Source organism: Hyphomonas sp. CY54-11-8, assembly GCF_000682735.1.
Lineage (GTDB): Bacteria > Pseudomonadota > Alphaproteobacteria > Caulobacterales > Hyphomonadaceae > Hyphomonas.
Window position 1 is genome coordinate 105,472 of the sequence record NZ_AWFD01000038.1, and the last position, 19,008, is coordinate 124,479.

The following is a 19,008-nucleotide window of genomic DNA, read 5'->3' on the forward strand; positions in this document are numbered from 1 at the left end:
CTAGCCGCGCCGGAAGGAACTTTCAAACCTTGAAGATTGCCGGGCCGGTCTTAGGGTGGCGCCAGATCAAAGAATAGTCACGACAATCGAAGGAGAAACGACAGATGGGCGTGCTTGAGGGCAAAGTGGTCCTGGTGACCGGCGGCGGTAACGGGATCGGCAAGGAAACGGCACTGCTTGCCGCAAAGGAAGGCGCAAAAGTCGTGGTGAACGACCTCGGCGGCAGCCTGTCCGGCGACGATCCGGGCGATGCCGGACCGGCCGAAAAGGTCGCGGCCGAGATCCGTGCAGCGGGCGGCGAAGCCGTCTCCAACTCCGATAGCGTGACGGACATGAAGGCCGTCGAAGGCATGATCGAACAGGCCAAGGACACGTTCGGCGACCTGAACGCGGTCATCAACCCGGCCGGTATTCTGCGGGACAAGATGTTTCACAAAATGTCCGAAGATGACTGGGATGCGGTGATCGACGTCCACCTGCGCGGCAGCTTCAACGTCACCCGTGCCGCCGTGGAAATGTTCCGCGAGAAGGAGGACGGCGCCTTCGTGCTGTTCACCTCCACCACCGGCCTGATCGGCAATGTCGGGCAGGCGAACTATGCCGCGGCCAAGCTCGGCATTGTCGGCCTGTCGCGCATCATCGCCATGGAAGGCGAGCGCAAGAATGTCCGCTCCAACGTCATCGCGCCGTTCGCCTGGACGCGCATGATCGCTTCCATCCCGGTGAAGGACGAAGCCGGCGCCCAGCGCGTCAACCGGATGAAGGAAGGCATGCGGGCCGACCAGGTCGCCCAGCTTGCCGTCGCGCTCTGTGCCGACCGGGCAAAGGACGTGTCCGGCCAGATCTTCGGCGTGCGCGGCAATGAGGTCGTGCTGTTCAACCAGCCGCGCCCGGTGAAATCCGTCGCCCGTCTCGAAGGCTGGGATCCGGAGTCGCTGATCGACCAGTGCATGCCCGCCATGAAAGCCGACTTCACGGACATGGGTCCGACCTCCAGCGTCTTCCCGTATGACCCGATCTGATCCGGCCATCCGATCCGATCTTTTCTGCGCGCCCCGGACATGGTTCCGGGGCGTTTGCGCCCGCTTATGCGGCACGGTGTGCCGAGCCACATGATGTCGGGAGTGCGCCTGTCGCTCCTCGCGGCGCGCAAGCCTGCATCCTGAACCTGCCCCTGACGGAAACCTGACGCGGGTTTTCACCCTGAAAATTCAGTTCACCCACAAAGCGCCTTCACGGGCATCGCAGGTTCTGGCGGGGGCGATCAGTCCGGCGTTTCCGCACGCGGCCGCAGATCCGTTGGACCGAACGCATTGTCCGGCGCCTCCGGCTCAGGCTCTAGCTCTGGCGCCGGCTCTGCGGTGGGCGGGGGCGTGGTCTCCTGCCCGAACCTGTCCTGCGCGTCCTGAAGGAAGCTGTCGAACTCATCGGGGGACTCGGTTACCGCCTCATCCTGCGGCAGCGCTTCCGGGCCCTCTTCCGGCACAGGCGGCAAATCCGGCAGGCCTGGCCGCGCGGCAGGCGTTTCAGGTTGGACCTCTGGGCCGATCTCCTCCGGCGCAGACGGCTTCGGGTCTGCTGGCCGTTTCGGAGCGGACCGGCGCACGGCCTGCTCGTCCAGTACGCAGGATGCGAGCCCTTCGGAGCGGACCACCCGCATGCGGGCCTGCAGCGTGCCCGCGCGCTGGGAGACATAAGGCCCCGGCGGGTCAAGGCGCCATTTGTTGGGGCTCGGCAGAACCGCTGCCAGCAGCGCGGCTTCGCGTTCTGTCAGCTCAGCGGCGGACTTGCCGAACCGCGCCCGGGCCGCCGCTTCGGCGCCGAAGATCCCGTCGCCCCATTCGGCAACGTTCAGATAGGCCTCCATCACCCGGCGCTTGCCCCACATGCCGTCGATGAAGGTCGCAAACCAGGCTTCGGCGCCCTTGCGGGCAAAGCCGCCGCCATTCCAGAGGAAGACATTCTTCGCCGTCTGCTGAGTGATGGTGGAGGCGCCACGCAAGCCCTTGCCCCGCTTGTATTCGTCAATCGCCTTTTCGATCGCGTCACGGTCGAGGCCGGTATGCTGGCAGAAACGCGTATCCTCCGCCGCAATGACAGCGAGGACCAGGTTGGGAGAGATATCGTCGATGGAGACCAGGTTGCGCTTGATCTGCTCACCGCCAATCGCGCGCTGCGCCATCAGGACCGTACCGGGCACCGGCGCCGCCTTCAGCACGAGGGCGTAAATATGCACGCCCACGAACAGGCCGAGCACGAATTTCAGTGCCCAGCCCAGATAATCTATCAGGCTGCGGCCTTGCGGCTTTTTCTGCCGGAGCTTTTTCATGCGCCTCTGTTCCATTCCCTCAGCACATCGGGGTCGGTTTCCCCGGCCACATTCTGTGAACGCGCGAGAGAGAACCGCTCCGCATCCAGTTGCAAGAGGGCCCATACAGCCGCCCCGCGCACCAGCGCAGAGGCATCCTGCAACAGATCCTCCAGCAGCGGAACGAACCGGGAGGCGCCGGAGTTCCCGCCAGAATTCCCGATCGCGATGCAGACATTGCGCACGAACCTGTCCCGCCCGATCCGCTTGATGGGCGAGCCGGAGAACACTTCGCGGAAAGCCGCATCGTCCAGCGCCGCCAACTCGTCGAGTCCGGGCAGTTTCAGTTCGGCGCGCGCATGGAAGGCCGCTTCGCTGGCCGCGCTTGCGAACTTGTTCCACGGGCAGACAGCCAGGCAGTCGTCGCAGCCATAGATCCGGTTGCCCATGGCCGCGCGGAATTCCTCCGGGATCGGGCCTTTGTGTTCAATGGTGAGATAGGAAATACACCGCCGCGCATCGAGCTGGTAGGGCGCCGGGAAGGCCTTGGTCGGGCAGACATCGAGGCAGTTCCGGCAGCTGCCGCAATGGTCCGCTTCGGGAGCATCGGGGACGAGGTCCGCATCGGTCAGCATCACGCCGAGAAAGAACCAGGAGCCAAGCTCCCGGCTGACAAGGTTCGTATGCTTGCCCTGCCAGCCAAGCCCGGCCTTTGCCGCCAGGGGTTTCTCCATCAGCGGCGCAGTGTCGACAAAGACTTTCACCTCCGACCCGGTTTTCGCGACGAATTCCCTGGCGAGCTGTTTCAGGCGGGACTTCAGCGTATCGTGATAGTCCCTCCCCCGCGCATAGACGGAAATGTTCCCGGCCTCAGCTTGTTTCAGCGTCTCCATCGGATCATGGTCCGGACCGTAATTCAGCGCGACGGCAACGGCGGACTTAGCGCCCGCCCACATCGACACCGGCGTGCGGCGCCGCTCCAGCGTCGTCTCCATCCAGTCCATGGTGCCGTGCCGGCCCGCCTCGACGAACGCCTCCAGCCGCTCCGACGCCGCCCAGGCTTCATCCGCCCGCGCGATGCCGACCGCATCGAAACCGAGCGTCAGGGCCTGTTGCCTGGCAAATTCGGCGCGGCCCGCCGGATCAGAAATCAAGGTTGGCATAGTGCGGAGAAGGTCGCACGGCATCCAGCCGGTCGGCAAGCAGCGGACGGAAGCTCGGCCGCGACTTTAATCGCGCATACCAGGTGCGCAGGTCCGGCACCGCTTCCCACTGGATGTCGCCGAAATAATCGCAGGCGGACAGATGCGCCGCTGCCGCGAGGTCGGCCAGCGTCAGGTCCCGCCCGGCGATGAAGCCATGGGTCTCCACCAGCGCATTCAGGAAGGTCAGACGACCGCGCAGTGTGTGTGCACCCCGGCGCAGCTTTTCCGAATCCGGTTGGCGGTCGCGCCGCACCCATTGCATTACCCGTTCGGTCAGCAGCGTGTCGGTGACTTCCTCGAAGCCCTCCTCCACCCACGCCCACAGGCGCCGCGCTTCAGCGCGCTGGCTGGGATCCGGTGGCAGCAAGTGGTGGCTGTCGACCGATTCTTCCAGGAACTCGCAGATCGCCCGCGTGCCCACCGCGACGATACGTCCATCAGGCCCTTCCTGCAGCAATGCCGGCGCCACGGCGCCCGGGCCGAGCAGGCGCAGATCGGGATGCGGAGCCCAGGGAGAGGACTCAACTGTTTCAAAATCCAGCCCTTTTTCGGCCAGACACAGACGCACCAGCCGTCCGGCCGGGTCCAGGCACCAGTGGTAAAGTCGGGTCATCGGCAGGCAAGCCTCCTGCAGCCTGCCGACGATAATTAATCCACAGGAGTAAAGAACGTCTATCCGAACGGAAAAAGCTGTGGTTCAAAAACAGCCTCAGAATTGACCAAAGAGACTGCCTCCCATGAAAACCAGATTTGCAACCGCTCTCCTCGCAGGCGCAGCGTCCGTCATTCTTGTGTCGGCCTGCAGCACGCCGGCCGACTCCGCCGCGGCATCCATTGAAGCAGAGACCGCTGCGGCGCAGGCCCCGGTTCTCCAGGCTGAAATTCCGAGAGGCCAGCTGCCGACCGGTGTCCGCCCGACGGCTTACCGGCTCGATCTGGTGACGGACCCGAATGCGGCGACCTTCACCGGGTATGAAGAGATCGATCTCATTCTGGAAAAGCCGCATTCCCGCATCTGGCTGCACGCCCTTGGCCCGGTGGTCTCCTCGATCAAGGCGGTCCTGCCGGACGGGATGGAAATCGGCGCCACATTCACCGGAGACCAGACACCGGATGGGGTTGCGCGTATCGATTTCGACGCGCCGCTTCCGGCCGGCAATGCGACGCTCGTCCTCAAATATGAAGCGCCGTACAATCTCCACCTGGCCGGCCTCTACAAGGTCGAGCAAGGCGGCCTTCCCTATCTCGTTACCCAGTTCGAAGACATCGACGCGCGCCGCATGTTCGTCTCCTTCGACGAGCCGCGCTTCAAGACCCCATATACGCTGACCGTGACCGCGCCCGCCGAAATGGAAGTCGCCGCGAACGGCGCTGAAACCGAAGCGGAAGACCTCGGCGATGGCCTCGTCCGCCACCATTTCGCAACCACCCGGCCGCTTCAGTCCTATCTCGTTGCCATCATGGTCGGGCCCTATGACCAGGTCGTGGCCGACCCGATCCCGGCAACGGACCTGCGCCCCGAACCCGTTCCCCTACGCGCCTTCGCGCCAGCCGGCAAAGGCGAGAAGCTCAAGGACGCGCTCGACATCACTGACGAAATGGTCGAGTGGCAGGAATCCTATTTCGACTATCCGTATCCATACGGAAAACTGGACCTGATCGCTGCGGCAGACTTTGCCTATGGCGCCATGGAGAATGCGGGCGCCATCGTGTACCGCGAAGCCGCCCTGCTGATCGACGACCGTACGTCTCTGGCGCGGCGCCGTGGCATCTACAGCACCCACGCACACGAACTGGGCCACCAATGGTTCGGCAACCTGGTCACGCCGGCCTGGTGGAACGATATCTGGCTGAACGAAGCCTTCGCGACCTGGATCAGCACGAAGACGATGAATGCCATCGACCCAGAAGGCGACTGGTCCCTGGGCCCGATCAATTCCAGCCTCAACGCGATGCCGACCGACAGCCTCATCTCGACCCGCCAGATCCGCAACCCGATCCTGACAAATGGCGATATCGGCGACGCGTTCGATTCCATCACCTACCGCAAGGGCGGCGCGGTGCTGAACATGTTCGAGACCTATCTGGGCGAAGACACGTTCCGCGATGGCATCCGCCTGCACATGCGCCGCTTCGAAGATGGCGTGGCCACAACGCAGGACTTCATGCAGAGTCTGGCCGATGGCTCCGGCCAGCCGGGCGTCGTGTCCTCATTCACCTCCTTCATCTCCCAGCCGGGCATCCCGTTCCTTGATGTGACTGTGAGCTGTTCTGCGCCCACGGGAGGTGAAATCTCGGTCACACAGAGCCGCTACGCGCCGCTCGGCTCCAGGATCGACACGGATGCCCAGACCTGGGAAATCCCGTTCGCAGCGCGTATCCATGACGCCTCCGGCGACCGTGTCGTCCGCCAGATGCTATCAGCGAAAACAAACACAATCACGCTCGACGCCTGCCCGGACTGGGTGATGCCGAATGCCGGTGGTGCTGGCTATTGGCGGTTTGAGACCGATGCGGACAATGCCGCAGCCCTGCAGGCAAACTATGCCTCGCTCAGCCCGGCCGAGCAGATGATGCTGCTCGATTCCATCGGCGCCGGGTTCGACGCTGGCAAGCTGAGCGCGGCAGATCTCGTGTCCGCACTGGAAACGTCGGCCGGTGGGTCGGCAGCGGCGATCTATTCCTCCATCGGCGAAATCGGTTCGCTGAAGGCCATGCTGGACGAAGACGGCAAGGCCAGCCTCGCCGACTGGATCGAGACAACCTATGGCCCGGTCTGGACCTATCTCTCCGAACGCCCGGCCCCGGCACTGTCGACCTCGGAGCGCCTGCTCGCCCCGTCGCTCTGGAGCCTGCTGCTGGAAGACGGGAACCGCGCCGATGATCGCGCGGAAGTCGCGGCACGCGGCAAAGCCTATATGGGAATCGGCCAGGACGCGGATCCAGCCGCCCTGCCCTCAGAAGACCTCTATGCTGCGGTCGCAGCGGGCGTCGAGAATGGCGACTGGGATTTCTATCGGGGTGCAATCGACTTCGTGCGGACCTCGCAGAACCAGACAGAACGCGTGACCATCCTCTCCGCCATTGCTGGCGAAGCCACGCCGGACATCGTGGCCGACCTGTTCAAACTGTCCCTCAGCGACGAGGTCTCAGGCAACGAACTCTACTCGATCTACAACTACTCGCTGGCGAACCAGAAGGCGCAGTCGACCGTCTGGCCACTGATCAAGGACAATTTCGCAAGCATCGTGGCGAAGATCCCGCTGATCCGGAAGCCTCAGATGCCGAAGATGGCCAGCGCGTTCTGCACGGCGGAAGATGTGGCAGACGCCAAAGCCTTCTTTGAAAGCCAGGCCGACCTGATGCCGGGTTATGAGCGTTCTCTGGCGCAGGGTGTCGAACGCGGTGAAAACTGCAGTGCCCTCCGGGCCGCCACTGCTGACGATGTGAAGGCCATCTTCTCGGAAGACTGATCCGTCAGCACCACAAATCAAAGCCCCGCATCTGTTACCGGATGCGGGGCTTTTTGTTTGGCGCGAGTTTATGTCTAGCGTTTCATGAAATGGCGCACGGCATCGGCGGCGAGTGCAAATTTCGCAAAACTCCAGGCTTTTTCCCTGCCGAGTTCCGTGAGCGTCGCCAGCAGGTCCCGGCGACCATCCTGATGCTTGGACAACCAGGCCGCTGCCCCGCCCGCCGCGAGGGCATCGCGCGCCGCATCGGCCTGCGTCTGCACCAGTTCAACAATCAGGCGGCGCCCGGCGACACGGTCCCAGAAGCCGGCCTTGGACAAGCCATCCAAAGCGGTAACCCGCAGGCGATCGAGGCGTAGCGCTTCGCCGATCTGGAAGAAGCACTCACCCGCAACGGGCACTTTCTCACCGGTCTCGCGAGCCAGGTCCACCACGACGAGGCCCTGGGCAAACAGGCTCATGGCAGATGCCCAGCGCGCCAGTTCTTCCGGGGCGCCACGCCGCATCAGCGTACGGGTCGACCGCTCGATCTGCGCCGCCGGGAATTGCGTATGGATGTCGGCGAGCGAGGCCTTGAACTCATTGAGCGGGGCGTGGGTGGCGTCCACAAGTTCCTGCAACGTGCCTTTCGGCATGGACGTCACGAACCAGGCCGCTGCCGCGCTCATTGCCTGCGCGGCAAGGAGGCGCAGGTCCGTCTGAACATCTGCATGAACAACATTGTCGAGCGCGTCGACTTCGCGCTGGAAGCCTTCGAAATCCAGCACCACCCGTGCCGCCTCAAGGCCCCGCACAATGGCGGCCATGTCGGTCGTGTCGGTCATCTCCCGCAGGCGGAAGACGGGGATCGTGCCGCCCATATCGAGCGACCGGTTGGCCAGCACCGTCGCGATGATCTCCCGCTTCAGGCGGTGATTGTCCATCGCTTCGTGGTAGGAGTCGATCGGGCTGGGGAAGTAGGCCCTCAGCACGTCCTCGAAATAGGGATCGTCCGGAAGGTCGGACGCGACAAGGTCATCAAACAGGGTGATCTTAGACCAGGCCAGCAGCACCGCCAGTTCCGGACGGCTGAGGCTCTGCCCGTGATCGGCGCGCACTTTCATGTCGCCGGTATCGGGCAGGCCCTCCAGCGCGCGGTCCAGCACGCCCCGGCTTTCAAGGTGCACCATCAGGCGCTCCAGCGCTTCATGATCCTGCTTCGCCGTGGCTTCTGCCAGCGTGAGGGCAGCGGTCTGGTCGTAATTGTGGCGCAGGACATGGGCAGCGACATCGTCGGTCATGTCCGCAAGCAAGGCGTTGCGCTTGTCTTCTTCCAGATTGCCAAGACGGATCGCTTCGGCAGCGAGGATCTTGATATTCACTTCGTGGTCGGAAGAATCGACACCGGCCGAGTTGTCGATGGCGTCAGAGTTGACCCGTCCGCCGGAGAGGGCAAACTCGATCCGGGCCGCCTGGGTCACACCCAGATTGGCACCCTCCCCGATCACTTTCACGCGCAGCTGGTGCGCGCCGACCCGGATGGCATCATTGGCCCGGTCGCCGACTTCGGCATTGGTCTCGGTGTCCGCTTTCACATAGGTGCCAATACCGCCGAACCAGAGCAGGTCCGCCTGCGATTTCAGGAGCGCGTTGATCAGCTGGTCGGGCGTGACGGTATCAGCGTTCAACCCTGTCAACGCCTTGATCTCGTCGGTGAGTTCGATCGACTTGGCAGACCGGGCAAACACGCCGCCGCCTTTGGAAATCAGGCTCGTATCATAGTCTTCCCAGCTTGATTGTGGCAGGTCGAACAGGCGCTGACGTTCGGCCAGATTCTTCTTCGAATCGACCGGGTCCGGATCGATGAATATGTGCATGTGATTGAACGCTGCCACGAGGCGGATTTCTGGCGACAGCAGCATGCCATTGCCGAACACGTCACCGCTCATGTCGCCAACGCCGATGACCGTGAAGGGCTCGGTCTGGATATCCTTGCCCATTTCCCGGAAGTGGCGTTTCACCGCTTCCCAGGCGCCCCGCGCCGTGATGCCCATCTTCTTGTGGTCATAACCGGCCGATCCGCCTGAGGCGAAGGCATCGCCCAGCCAGTGGTCTTTTTCGAGGCTGATGGCATTGGCCGTATCGGAGAACGTGGCCGTGCCCTTGTCGGCAGCGACGACCAGGTAAGGATCATCACCGTCCCACACGACCGTATCCGCAGGATGCGTGACTTCGCCGTCGATCAGATTATCCGTCAGCTCCAGCAGCGACGTAATGAATTCCTTGTAGGCATCCCGTCCACCTTCGAACCAGGCATTGCGGTCTGAACGATCCGGCAACTGTTTCGGATAGAAACCGCCTTTGGACCCGGCGGGGACGATGACTGCATTCTTCACCTGCTGCGCTTTGACGAGACCCAGCACTTCGGTGCGGTAGTCCGCCGCCCTGTCCGACCAGCGCAGGCCGCCCCGTGCCACCGGACCAAAGCGGAGGTGAACCCCTTCAACCTTCGGGCTGGACATGAAGATCTCGCGGAACGGTTTCGGCTCCGGCACTTCCCGCAGCTCACGGCTGGCGATCTTCAGGCTGACAAAGCTGTGCGGGCCGCCGTCGGCAGTCGTCTGATAGAAATTGGTTCGTTGCACACCGAGGATGAGGTCCGTCAGGCGGCGCAACACCTGATCGTCCGCCAGAGCGGACACATCCCGCAGGTTCACTTCGATACTGTCGCAAATTTCACGGCAGGCTTGCTCACGCTGGCGCAGGCTGAGATCCTTGGATGGATCGAACCGAACTGCGAAGAGGTCGACCAACAGACGAGTCAGGGCCGGGTACCGGGCCAACGCCCCTTCCTGTACCTCCTGCGGCTGATCGAGGCCCGTCTGGCGCCGGTAGGCGCAGAGCGTACGGATCAAGGCCGCCTCGCGCCAGCTGGCCCCGGCCGCCAGGATCAGACGGTTGAACCCGTCATTCTCGGCATAGCCGCTCCATACAGCGACAAAGGCTTCCTCAAGGCGACGCGCCACTTCATCGAGATCGATCGGCGCACCGTTTTCCGAGCGCATGGAGAGATCGTGCACCCAGTAGACATCCGGCGCATCCGGCACAGGCTTTTCACCCGGCCGCACCGGATAACCCGTTTCAAAAGCCGCAAACAGGCCCATCTTCTCGAACACGGGCACGCAACGCGAAAGCGGAATGGATCCGTTACGCGAATAGATCTTTACCCGGATCTTGTCCGGATCCTCATTCGGGGTCTGGTAAGCTCTGGCCACGATGGGGGAATTGGCGCTGAGCCGTGCCATCATGGCGACATCCAGCATCGCCTCTTCCGGCGTGAAGGCTTCGCGATAGGCAGCATTGAACGCACCGATAAAGGCGCGGGCCCCTTCCCCCTCGGCCTCGTCGAGATCGGCCTGAATCACGGCCTCGCGAAGGGCCTGGTCCCAGGTGCGGGCGAGTTTGGTGATCTCGGCTTCCAGTGCCTCAACGTCCGGTTCGGGGTGGTTCCGGTCGATCGCGATCTGGAAGTGTACACGTGCCAGTGGCCCGGTATCGAAATAAGGCTGAAAGCGGATGAGTTTGCCATTATAGGCTGTCAGCAGCGCTTCGGTGATCCGCTCCCGAAGGGTCGTGTCATAGGCTTCGCGCGACACGTAGACGATGGCGGAGACAAACCGGTCGAACTGGTCCCGGCGCAGGAACAAACGGGTGCGCGGCCGGCCGATCAGGTGCAGCGCACCCATGATCATCGGCGCCAGCGTTTTCGAACTGGTCTGGAACAGCTCATCGCGTGGCCAGGTCTCAAGCAGATTGGCGATGGCCTTCTCGGTGTGCCCGCCGGGCGTTGCCCCGGAGGAGGCGATGACTTTCAGCACACGGCGGCGGATGAACGGAATGGAGCGTGCCGTTTCGTCATAGGCTTCGGCCGTGAACAGACCGAGGAAGCGCACTTCCCCGTTTACACGCCCCTGCTCGTCATATTTTTTGACCCCGACATAGTCACAGGCGACGCGGCGATGGATGCGACTCATCAGGGTCGACTTGGCGACGATCAATGGGAACGGCTCTTCCAGCAATTCCCCAATCTCCGGCGTCAGCACCAAAGGCTCCGCATCCCGGGACAGGACGTTCAAATCCTCGTCACGCAGCAGGCCCAGATTGCTGCCTTCGATCATGATTGGTTCTTCCGGCAGCACGCGGCCTTCAGCGTCTGTTTCGAACCGGTATTCGCGGCAGCCGAGAAAGACGAAGTGATTTTTCGTCAGCCATTCCAGGAACGCCACGGCTTCGTGCGTGTCGGCATGCTTCGGTTCTTCCAGCAGGGACAGGCGGCGAATCTCTTCCCTCATCCGCTCCTTCATTGGCTTGAAGTCTGCGACTGCCTGTGCCGTGTGTTCCAGCGTCTGGCGCGCGCCTTTGACCAGACGGTCTGCCTCGCGCTCTGTCAGGCGTGGCAGGTGAATCTGGATTACCGAGATCATGCGGCCATCGGCCAGGCGAACGACAGGATGGAACATTGTCCGCACTTCAAAGCCCTGATCGGCGCACTCGCCCAAAAGGGAATCGACCAGGAACGGCATGTCCGGTCCCGCGGCTTCAAGAATGCTGCGGCCCAGCGGGCCCGACGCGCCTACGGCATCGACCAGAATACGCACATCCTGCTCACCTTCCGGCAAACCCGATGCCCAGTTCCAGAGCCCCCGGGCCAATGCGTCGATGTCGGCCGGTTCCAGGCCGCTCAGCTCTTCATTGCCGGATTCCAGGGTGACCTGCGTCAGCACCTGATCGAGCGGATCGGTGGCAACAGTCTGATTGTTCATGGGAGCGACTCACACGGGGAGAAATGAAGGATTCGGAGGTGTTCCGGTGTAACGCGGGTCACCTAGTCCTTCAACTTGATCGTTTCAAATGAAACTTCCGTGTTGCACTGGCGAGATACAAAACGCTTTCGCCAAAAGAACGGGCCCGCCGAACGGGGACGTGTCCGGCGGGCCCTACAGGCCTTGATCCGCAGGCTGGGTGGGGGGACGCACGCGGAGGCCTGATTCTATATTTTGTATCAAATATTTTATTCGCAAGATCTGCGCATCAGTCCACTTATAAATTCCTGAAATGCTGACAGCCCAAGTCATTCATATCGCGGTGTGGTTGTGGCTTGCCATGAATTGCGTTTACGCTCCACCATCTTGTGCAGCGTCGGCTGTAACTCTTTCCCCATGAAGCCCTCCCTTGCCCTGAGGATTGCCGTCTGAGGACAGGAGGATTGCGATCCAGCGTGTCCCTTCGGACTGTGCAAACAGCACCATCATCAACACAGTCAGCGGGGCGGACAGGAACATGCCGGGGATCCCCCAGATCACACCCCAGATCGCCAGCGCAAGCAGCACCACCAACGACGACAGGTTGAGTGATTCTCCCATCATACGTGGCTGGATGAAATTACCGATGGAGAATTGCCAGAAACTGACCACCGCCAGAACGATTCCGGCGTAGATATATGTGTCCTGCGGCGGAACGCCCGGCACCCAGACCGGCATGCTTGGCTGCACCAGCGCAAAGAGCGGCGGCACCAGCGCAGCGACGATGGAGCCCACCGTGGGAATGTAGTTCAGCACGAAAATCAGCGCCGATAGGAACAGCGCATTTTTCACGCCCAGCGCCAGTAGCGATCCATAGGTCAGCACCGTGATCAGGGCCGAGATCACAGTCTGGGTCCAAAGGTAGCTTTCGATCCCGCGCCGGGCCTCTTCCCCCACCTCCCGCACCTGCGTCCGCGCTTCCGCTTCGGGAAAGATATTGTCGAGCTTCAGCGACCACCCGGACTGGGCCAGGAACAGGAACGCAACATAGATCAGGATCAGAACGACATCGCCAGACAGGTCACCGGTCGCGTTTGCGATGGTGGCAAAGAATCGCTGGCCGGTCTCGTTGAACAGCAATTCCTGCAGTGTCGGGGCGCCAGTCATGTGCACGACATCATAGGCCTCCTGGATCAGGCCGTTGATCTTGGTTTCGTACTCGCCGGCGTCGCGGCCGAATTCGGCGATGCCGTTTGCCATCAGGCCGATGAAGCCAATGAAGCCGCCCAGGACCAGCAGGATCGCAATGATCCGGGCATGGCCGATCTTCAGGAACCGGGTCCAGTTGTCGATCATCGTGGCGAAGCCCTCGATGGTCAGGAACAGGAACACGGCAAGCGCAAATGGCGCGAGAATGGCGCGTGTCCAGTAAAGGAACGCGATGATCACGCCAGTTGCGATGACCCAGATCCCTGTCGTGGCGGCTCGGCTCATGTCCGGATTCCCCTTCTGCCTGCGCTGAGCGTGGCGCCAGCCCCGCTCTGCGTCAAGCAGCCCCCCGCTGTGCCAGGCCTTTGCACCCCGGCCCTTGCCGAATCCGGCGAATTCTCTAGCGTTCCGGCAGAAACGAAAGAGGCGGGGCATTCATGACAGACTCCATTTTCATCGGCGGCGCAGACGCCAATGGCACCGGCAAACCGGACGTCGCACAGGAATTGCTGCTGAAGATCGCCAACCGGCATGGCCTCGTCGCCGGTGCGACGGGCACGGGCAAGACCGTAACGCTCCAGATCCTCGCCCAGGGCTTTTCCGATGCCGGCGTGCCGGTCTTCTGCGCCGACGTGAAGGGCGACCTCTCAGGCATCTGCGTGCCGGGCAGCGAAAAGCATCCGCTTCATCCGAAACTCGTCTCCCGTGCTGAAAAGATCGGCCTCGCCGACTATTCCTATTCCGGCGCCCCCACGATTTTCTGGGACCTGTTCGGCGAGAAAGGCCACCCCGTCCGCACCACCATTTCGGAAATGGGCCCGCTGCTGCTGTCGCGCCTGATGGGGCTGACCGACGCGCAGGAAGGCGTGCTGAACATCGCCTTCGAATATGCCGACGACAACGGCCTCGCCCTTCTCGACCTGAAAGATCTGCGCAAGCTGCTCGCCCATATGGGCGACAAGGAAATCCGGGATGAGCTGAGCAAGGAATACGGCAATATCGCCTCCGCCTCGCTGGGCGCCCTGCAGCGCAACCTGCTGGTCATGGAACGCGAAGGCGCCGAACATTTCTTCGGTGAGCCGGCGCTGGAATTGCCGGACATGATGCGGACCACCACCGATGGCCGCGGCGTCGTCAGCGTTCTGGATTCCACCCGCCTCATCAACAGCCCGAAACTCTATTCCACCTTCCTGCTGTGGCTCCTCTCGGAACTCTTCGAACAGCTTCCGGAAGTGGGCGATCCGGACAAGCCGAAGCTCGTCTTCTTCTTTGACGAAGCTCACCTCCTCTTCGACGACACCCCATCTGCCCTCCTCCAGAAGATCGAACAGGTCGTCCGCCTGATCCGTTCCAAGGGCGTCGGCGTTTTCTTCGTGACGCAGAACCCGCGCGACCTGCCGGAGAGCGTGCTCGCCCAGCTCGGCAACCGCTTCCAGCATGCCCTGCGCGCCTACACGCCGGCGGAACGCAAGGGTGTCCGCGCAGCGTCCGATTCCTTCCGGCCAAATCCGGCCTTCGACACAGAAGAAGTGATCACCACGCTCGGCGTTGGCGAAGCATTGGTCTCCACACTGGATGCCAAAGGCGCGCCGAGCATTGTTCAGCACACGGTCGTTCGCCCGCCAGCTTCCCGGCTCGGCCCTGCCGAAGATGCCGAACGCAAGAAGATTATCAATGAGAGCCCGATCGCCGGAAAATATGAAGGCGTGGTCGACCGCGAGTCCGCTTACGAAATCCTGGAAGCCAAGGAAGCGAAAGCCGCCAAAGAAGCAGAACGCCTGGCCAAAGAGGAAGAAAAAGCGGCAAAGGAACTGGAAAAGAAGAAGGCCCGGACCAAGAGAACCAGTTCGAGCCGGTCCCGCCGCATGTCTCCGCTGCAAAAGGCGGGCAACCAGGCGGCCCGTTCTGCTGCCCGCGAATTCACCCGCTACATCCTGCGCGGCATTCTGGGCAGCATGAAGCGCCGCTAGGCTTGTGTTCTAGTTCGGGCGGGAGTTCGGCTCGGCATCTTCCAGCATGCCGAGTTCGTCATCATCATCATCCATCATATCAGATGTGTCGTCGTCGGATGACTGGAAGACCTGACCTTGTTCATAGGTCTCATCGGAATAGGTTTCATCGGCCACCGGGCTGTCTTCACCCATGACTTCTTCTTCTGCAGCCGCAGCGGCGGCTGCCCTTTCAGCCGCCTTCTCGGCCTTGCGGGCTTCTTTTTCAGCCTGCTTGGCGGCTTTCTTCGCGGCCTTTTCTTCGGCCCGGCGGGCAGCCTCTTCCAATTGTTCCGGTGTCTTGCGCCGCCCAAACGGCGCATGAATGTCGGTCTTCCGGTCATACTGCATGGAATAGTATTCGTGGGCCGTATGGGTCAGCGGCTTCGGCGTGAGGTGCAAGCCGTAGGCACGCAGACGTTCAACCACTTCGTCGCGAAGATACATGCCCGGCAGCGATTGCTGACTGAAATTGTGCCCCTTCATCCAGTCGCGCACGTCCCATGAGCGGACGCGGCCGACTTCCGACGGCCGGGCCCCACCATGCACTTCCCACATGTAAAGCGTCGCGATGCCGTTGATCGTGGCATCCATTGCGTCGTCCATGGAATCGACCGGCTCACGCCCCTGGGCCAGCGCAGCGCGCAGCGCCATCTTGCGAGCCTCAAGTTCCTGATAGGTGTTGCCGATCACGGCCAGTGCGTTGCGGTTCGCGCGGATCATGGAGGCATTGACGCCATCCAGCTGCGGGTGACGCACAGGTAAAAGAAGGTCCGGTCCGGCCTCCTGAACGGCGTGGACCTGGCCCAGCTCCGAAACGAACCGCTGGAGGTTGATCCTCAATTCATGGCTGACCCCATCCAGGGCCGACACGATGCCGGCCTGATGTTCTTCGCGCATGCGCCAGAGATGCCAGGCAACCAGCAGCCCGGCAGCGATCATCAGAGAGACCCCGCCGGTAATGAACGTGTAGAACTGCGACTCACTCATTCTGAGCTCCCCTCCGATCAGCCCGAAAACGCCAGCCCCGCGAATATTCAGGTTAATGGAACGGAAACCTTAGCCGCCCAGCGCGCGTCCCGCAATCGCCTGCAACTTGTGGATTGTTTCCGGGTTGCGGGCTGCCTCAGCAGTAATCAAGGCATAGTCCAGGCAGGTATCAATTCCGTCCGGACTCGGCGTACGCTCCGTTCCACTCAGACTTTCCGCCAGTTTTACAACAGCTTTCCGGCCGAGCGTGCTGTTCCGCGCCATGACTTCCAGCACATTGGTCACCGTGACGGCCTCTTCCTCTTCGCGCCAGCAATCATAATCGGTCACCATTGCGAGGATGGCATATGGCAGCTCCGCCTCCCGTGCCAGCTTGGCTTCCGGCATCGCGGTCATGCCGATCACGTCACAGCCCCACCGGCGGTAGAGCTTTGATTCGGCCAGCGACGAGAATTGCGGACCCTCCATGGCGATATAGGTGCCACCGCGGTGAATTTTCGCGCCGGCTGCTTCTGCTGCGTCCGCCGCCATCGCGCTGAAACGGGAACAGACCGGGCGGGCCATCGAGACATGTGCGACCATGCCATCGCCGAAGAAGGTTTTCGAACGGGCAAAAGTCCGGTCGATGAACTGGTCGGCAGCGAGGAAATCGCCCGGCGCATAAGCTTCCTGAAGGCTGCCACAGGCCGAAATGGCCAGCACATCGGTTACGCCGGCCATCTTCAATGCAGCGATATTGGCACGGTACGGCACTTCGCTTGGGGTCAGCCGATGGCCACGGCCATGGCGCGGCAGGAAGACCAGTTTTACATCACCAATCCGGCCATGAACCAATGCATCGGATGGCGCGCCCCATGGCGTATCGACGGTTTCTTCCCGCCGGTCTTCCAGACCGTCAATTTCGTAAAGGCCGGAGCCGCCAATGATACCGAGGGTCCATTTGCTCATCTGGTTGTCCTGAAGTCTTTGCGCATGCCGATGGGTGGCGGAGAGCGCGGGTTGGGCGTGGTCAGTTCCACATCATCTGCCAGCACGTAACCAAGCCCGGCATAGAAGTCGACCAGCCTCACCTGGTCGTGACGAACCGCCAATTGCGCGCCCTCTGCGCCGGCGTCGCGGCCTGCCTCTTCGAGCGCCTTCAGGATGACCTCCCCAAAGCCGCGTTTGCGATAGGCCTCCAGTACGCCGATCCGTTTGATTTCCATCCATGCCCCCTGCCCCGAGGGCCCGGGCACGGGGACCCAGCGACCCGATCCGACGGGCACTCCATCGTCCAGCAGGATCGCACCGCCACCCTTCTCCAGCTGCGCAGTGACGTATGCCGGTGTCTCCCGGAAAACGGTGGATTCCTCAGATACCCGCCCCGTCCAGATCCGGCGCGTCAGGTGCTCGACAAGCGTGCCATCCGCCGGCCCTGCGCGACGGAGACGAATACCGGACATGCCGATCGTCTCAGGCTCACTCACAGACGGCCCTGACAACGATTTTCGTGAAATGGTCCTCGGTTCTCAGGAACTCCACGAAGCATTTTCCATCTTCAGACGTGTGAATATGGGCGCCGATCGGGAATAGTCCCTCCTGGCCATTTATCGTCATGGTATAGCCCTTCGTGGTCCGGTCGAGGTAGCTCATGCTCACCCGGTCGCCATTCCCCATCACGATGGTTTTGGTCTCTCTGGCGGGGATCGCCACGCCCTCGTCCGTGAGCAGGACACCATCCACATTGGGCAGTTCCAAACCAACGGCCTTCTCGGCGACCTTGCGGCTGATCTGATCAGCCCGCTTCAGCACGTCGGCCGCTTCTCCGGCGGCTGACGGGTCAATATCCTGTATCTTTTCAAGATTTTCAGCGATCCGGTCGAGCGAAGACGCCATGCCCGACAGCGATTTGGGCGATGTGTCCCCCAGCGCGAACATCACGCCCAGACCACCTACGACAGCGCCGCCAACCGCCCCGGCTGCGTTCGCAATACTCAAAAATTTTCCTTCTGCCATCACTCCCTCCACCTGAGGGCAAGGAAGATAAAAGCGGGATCGCCGCCGCTGCAAGAAAAAAGCCCCGGCAGAACCGGGGCTTTTTCAATTCGGATTGTCTGATGAAGCGAGCCTTAGTGCTCGATCTTCCGCCAGATCTGCTTGTAGGAGAACCACAACAGGACAGCGAGGATCAGCAGGTAAGCCATGACTGCGAGGCCCAGCGACTTGCGGTGTTCCTGCTTCGGCTCACCAGCCCAGGCAAGGAACTGAGCGACGTCATAAGCCATCTGCTCAACCGTTGCCTCTGTGCCGTCGGTGTATTCGACGCGGCCTTCAAGCAGCTGCGGCGGCATGGCCAGGAACCCACCTTTCGGTGCGTGGCGCGGGTCGCCTTCATAGTTCGGCGTCGTGTCACCGGCCATGTACGGGTTGTAGTACTGGCCCGGATTGATCTTCAGGAAGCCTTCACTGTGTTCGCCGCCATGACCGCCGACTTTCGACATGTCGAGATAGTTGGCCGTCTCGCCATCGACTTCCCGCTTCACGAACGCGTCGTCATGCGGATAGCCCGACAGGAGGTGGAAGACATAGCTGGCCCCGCCATGGCGGGCCTTGGTGATGACCGACAGATCGGGCGGAGCTGCACCACCATTGGCAGCGCGGGCCGCTTCCACGTTTGGATACGGGCTACGGAACGTGTCAGCAGGCGTTGCCGGACGGTAATCGAATTCGCCGATGTCGTTCGGCGTCGGGCTGAGAATTTCATTCTCGGCAGCCAATGCCTTCACAAACGGATTGTCATTCGGGTTCGGATAGGCCGGGTCGTAGAACGGGCCGCCCGGTTCGCCGAGGTTCCGGTAGCTCATCAGTTTCATCGAGTGACACGATGAGCATACCTGATGATACACCTGATATCCGCGCTGCAGCGATGCCTGGTCGAACTGGCCCGTCGGGCCTTCGAACGGCCAGCCACCTTCCGGCGGGTGCGGGTGTTCGGCGCCGCCTGCAGCGTGGGCCGCAGCGGTGAAGATGAGTCCGGCCAGGCCGGCAGTGAGGAGTCGAAGCGCTTTCATGGTT

Annotated in this window: 13 protein-coding genes; 3 read left to right on the top strand and 10 right to left on the bottom strand. The window is 62.1% G+C overall.

What is annotated here, in order from left to right; genetic code table 11:
* Positions 1–104 precede the first annotated feature (104 nt).
* Positions 105–1,022 carry an SDR family NAD(P)-dependent oxidoreductase gene (locus tag HY17_RS18630; RefSeq protein WP_034769509.1) on the top strand — a complete coding sequence of 306 codons (918 nt, stop codon included), beginning with the start codon at positions 105–107 and terminating at the stop codon, positions 1,020–1,022.
* Between the two features lie 242 nt (positions 1,023–1,264).
* Here HY17_RS18630 and mtgA read toward each other — a convergent pair whose 3' ends face one another.
* Genes mtgA through HY17_RS18645 form a run of 3 tightly spaced genes read right to left on the bottom strand, consistent with a single transcriptional unit; the run spans position 1,265 to position 4,126 of the window.
* On the bottom strand, positions 1,265–2,329 hold the full coding sequence (gene mtgA / locus HY17_RS20085) for a monofunctional biosynthetic peptidoglycan transglycosylase (protein WP_065383138.1): 1,065 nt from the start codon (positions 2,327–2,329) through the stop codon (positions 1,265–1,267).
* A complete protein-coding gene (gene queG, locus HY17_RS18640) occupies positions 2,326–3,471 on the bottom strand; it encodes a tRNA epoxyqueuosine(34) reductase QueG (protein ID WP_034769511.1) in 1,146 nt (381 codons plus the stop codon). The genes mtgA and queG overlap by 4 nt, the downstream gene beginning before the upstream one ends.
* On the bottom strand, positions 3,452–4,126 hold the full coding sequence (locus HY17_RS18645) for a glutathione S-transferase family protein (protein ID WP_034769514.1): 675 nt from the start codon (positions 4,124–4,126) through the stop codon (positions 3,452–3,454). The genes queG and HY17_RS18645 overlap by 20 nt, the downstream gene beginning before the upstream one ends.
* 124 nt (positions 4,127–4,250) lie before the next feature.
* On the opposite strand from HY17_RS18645, the gene HY17_RS18650 reads away from it, so the two are divergent.
* Positions 4,251–6,986 (top strand): M1 family metallopeptidase, encoded by a 2,736-nt coding sequence (locus HY17_RS18650; protein ID WP_051600322.1) that lies wholly within the window; start codon positions 4,251–4,253, stop codon positions 6,984–6,986.
* 74 nt (positions 6,987–7,060) lie between these two features.
* On the opposite strand, the gene HY17_RS18655 is transcribed toward HY17_RS18650, so the two are convergent.
* The gene (locus HY17_RS18655; protein ID WP_034769517.1) at positions 7,061–11,788 is read right to left on the bottom strand and encodes an NAD-glutamate dehydrogenase; all 4,728 of its coding nucleotides are present in this window, start codon (positions 11,786–11,788) and stop codon (positions 7,061–7,063) included.
* A 351-nt stretch (positions 11,789–12,139) separates the two neighbouring features.
* A complete protein-coding gene (locus HY17_RS18660) occupies positions 12,140–13,261 on the bottom strand; it encodes an AI-2E family transporter (RefSeq protein WP_051600338.1) in 1,122 nt (373 codons plus the stop codon).
* Positions 13,262–13,413: 152 nt separating this feature from the next.
* Here HY17_RS18660 and HY17_RS18665 point away from each other — a divergent pair, with 152 nt between their 5' ends.
* Complete coding sequence (locus HY17_RS18665) at positions 13,414–14,946, top strand: helicase HerA-like domain-containing protein (RefSeq protein ID WP_034769519.1); 1,533 nt, start codon at positions 13,414–13,416, stop codon at positions 14,944–14,946.
* A 9-nt stretch (positions 14,947–14,955) separates the two neighbouring features.
* Here HY17_RS18665 and HY17_RS18670 read toward each other — a convergent pair whose 3' ends face one another.
* The 5 genes from HY17_RS18670 to HY17_RS18690 form a co-directional block, all read right to left on the bottom strand.
* Positions 14,956–15,954 (bottom strand): hypothetical protein, encoded by a 999-nt coding sequence (locus HY17_RS18670; protein ID WP_034769521.1) that lies wholly within the window; start codon positions 15,952–15,954, stop codon positions 14,956–14,958.
* A gap of 69 nt (positions 15,955–16,023) precedes the next feature.
* On the bottom strand, positions 16,024–16,902 hold the full coding sequence (locus tag HY17_RS18675; protein WP_034769523.1) for an S-methyl-5'-thioadenosine phosphorylase: 879 nt from the start codon (positions 16,900–16,902) through the stop codon (positions 16,024–16,026).
* Positions 16,899–17,420 (bottom strand): GNAT family N-acetyltransferase, encoded by a 522-nt coding sequence (locus HY17_RS18680; protein ID WP_155843676.1) that lies wholly within the window; start codon positions 17,418–17,420, stop codon positions 16,899–16,901. Before HY17_RS18680 ends, HY17_RS18675 begins: the two co-directional genes overlap by 4 nt.
* The gene (locus HY17_RS18685; RefSeq protein ID WP_034769528.1) at positions 17,413–17,949 is read right to left on the bottom strand and encodes a hypothetical protein; all 537 of its coding nucleotides are present in this window, start codon (positions 17,947–17,949) and stop codon (positions 17,413–17,415) included. The genes HY17_RS18680 and HY17_RS18685 overlap by 8 nt, the downstream gene beginning before the upstream one ends.
* Positions 17,950–18,062: 113 nt before the next feature.
* Positions 18,063–19,004, bottom strand: a complete 942-nt coding sequence (locus HY17_RS18690) for a cytochrome c1 (RefSeq protein WP_034769530.1) — start codon at positions 19,002–19,004, stop codon at positions 18,063–18,065.
* Positions 19,005–19,008: the final 4 nt, after the last annotated feature.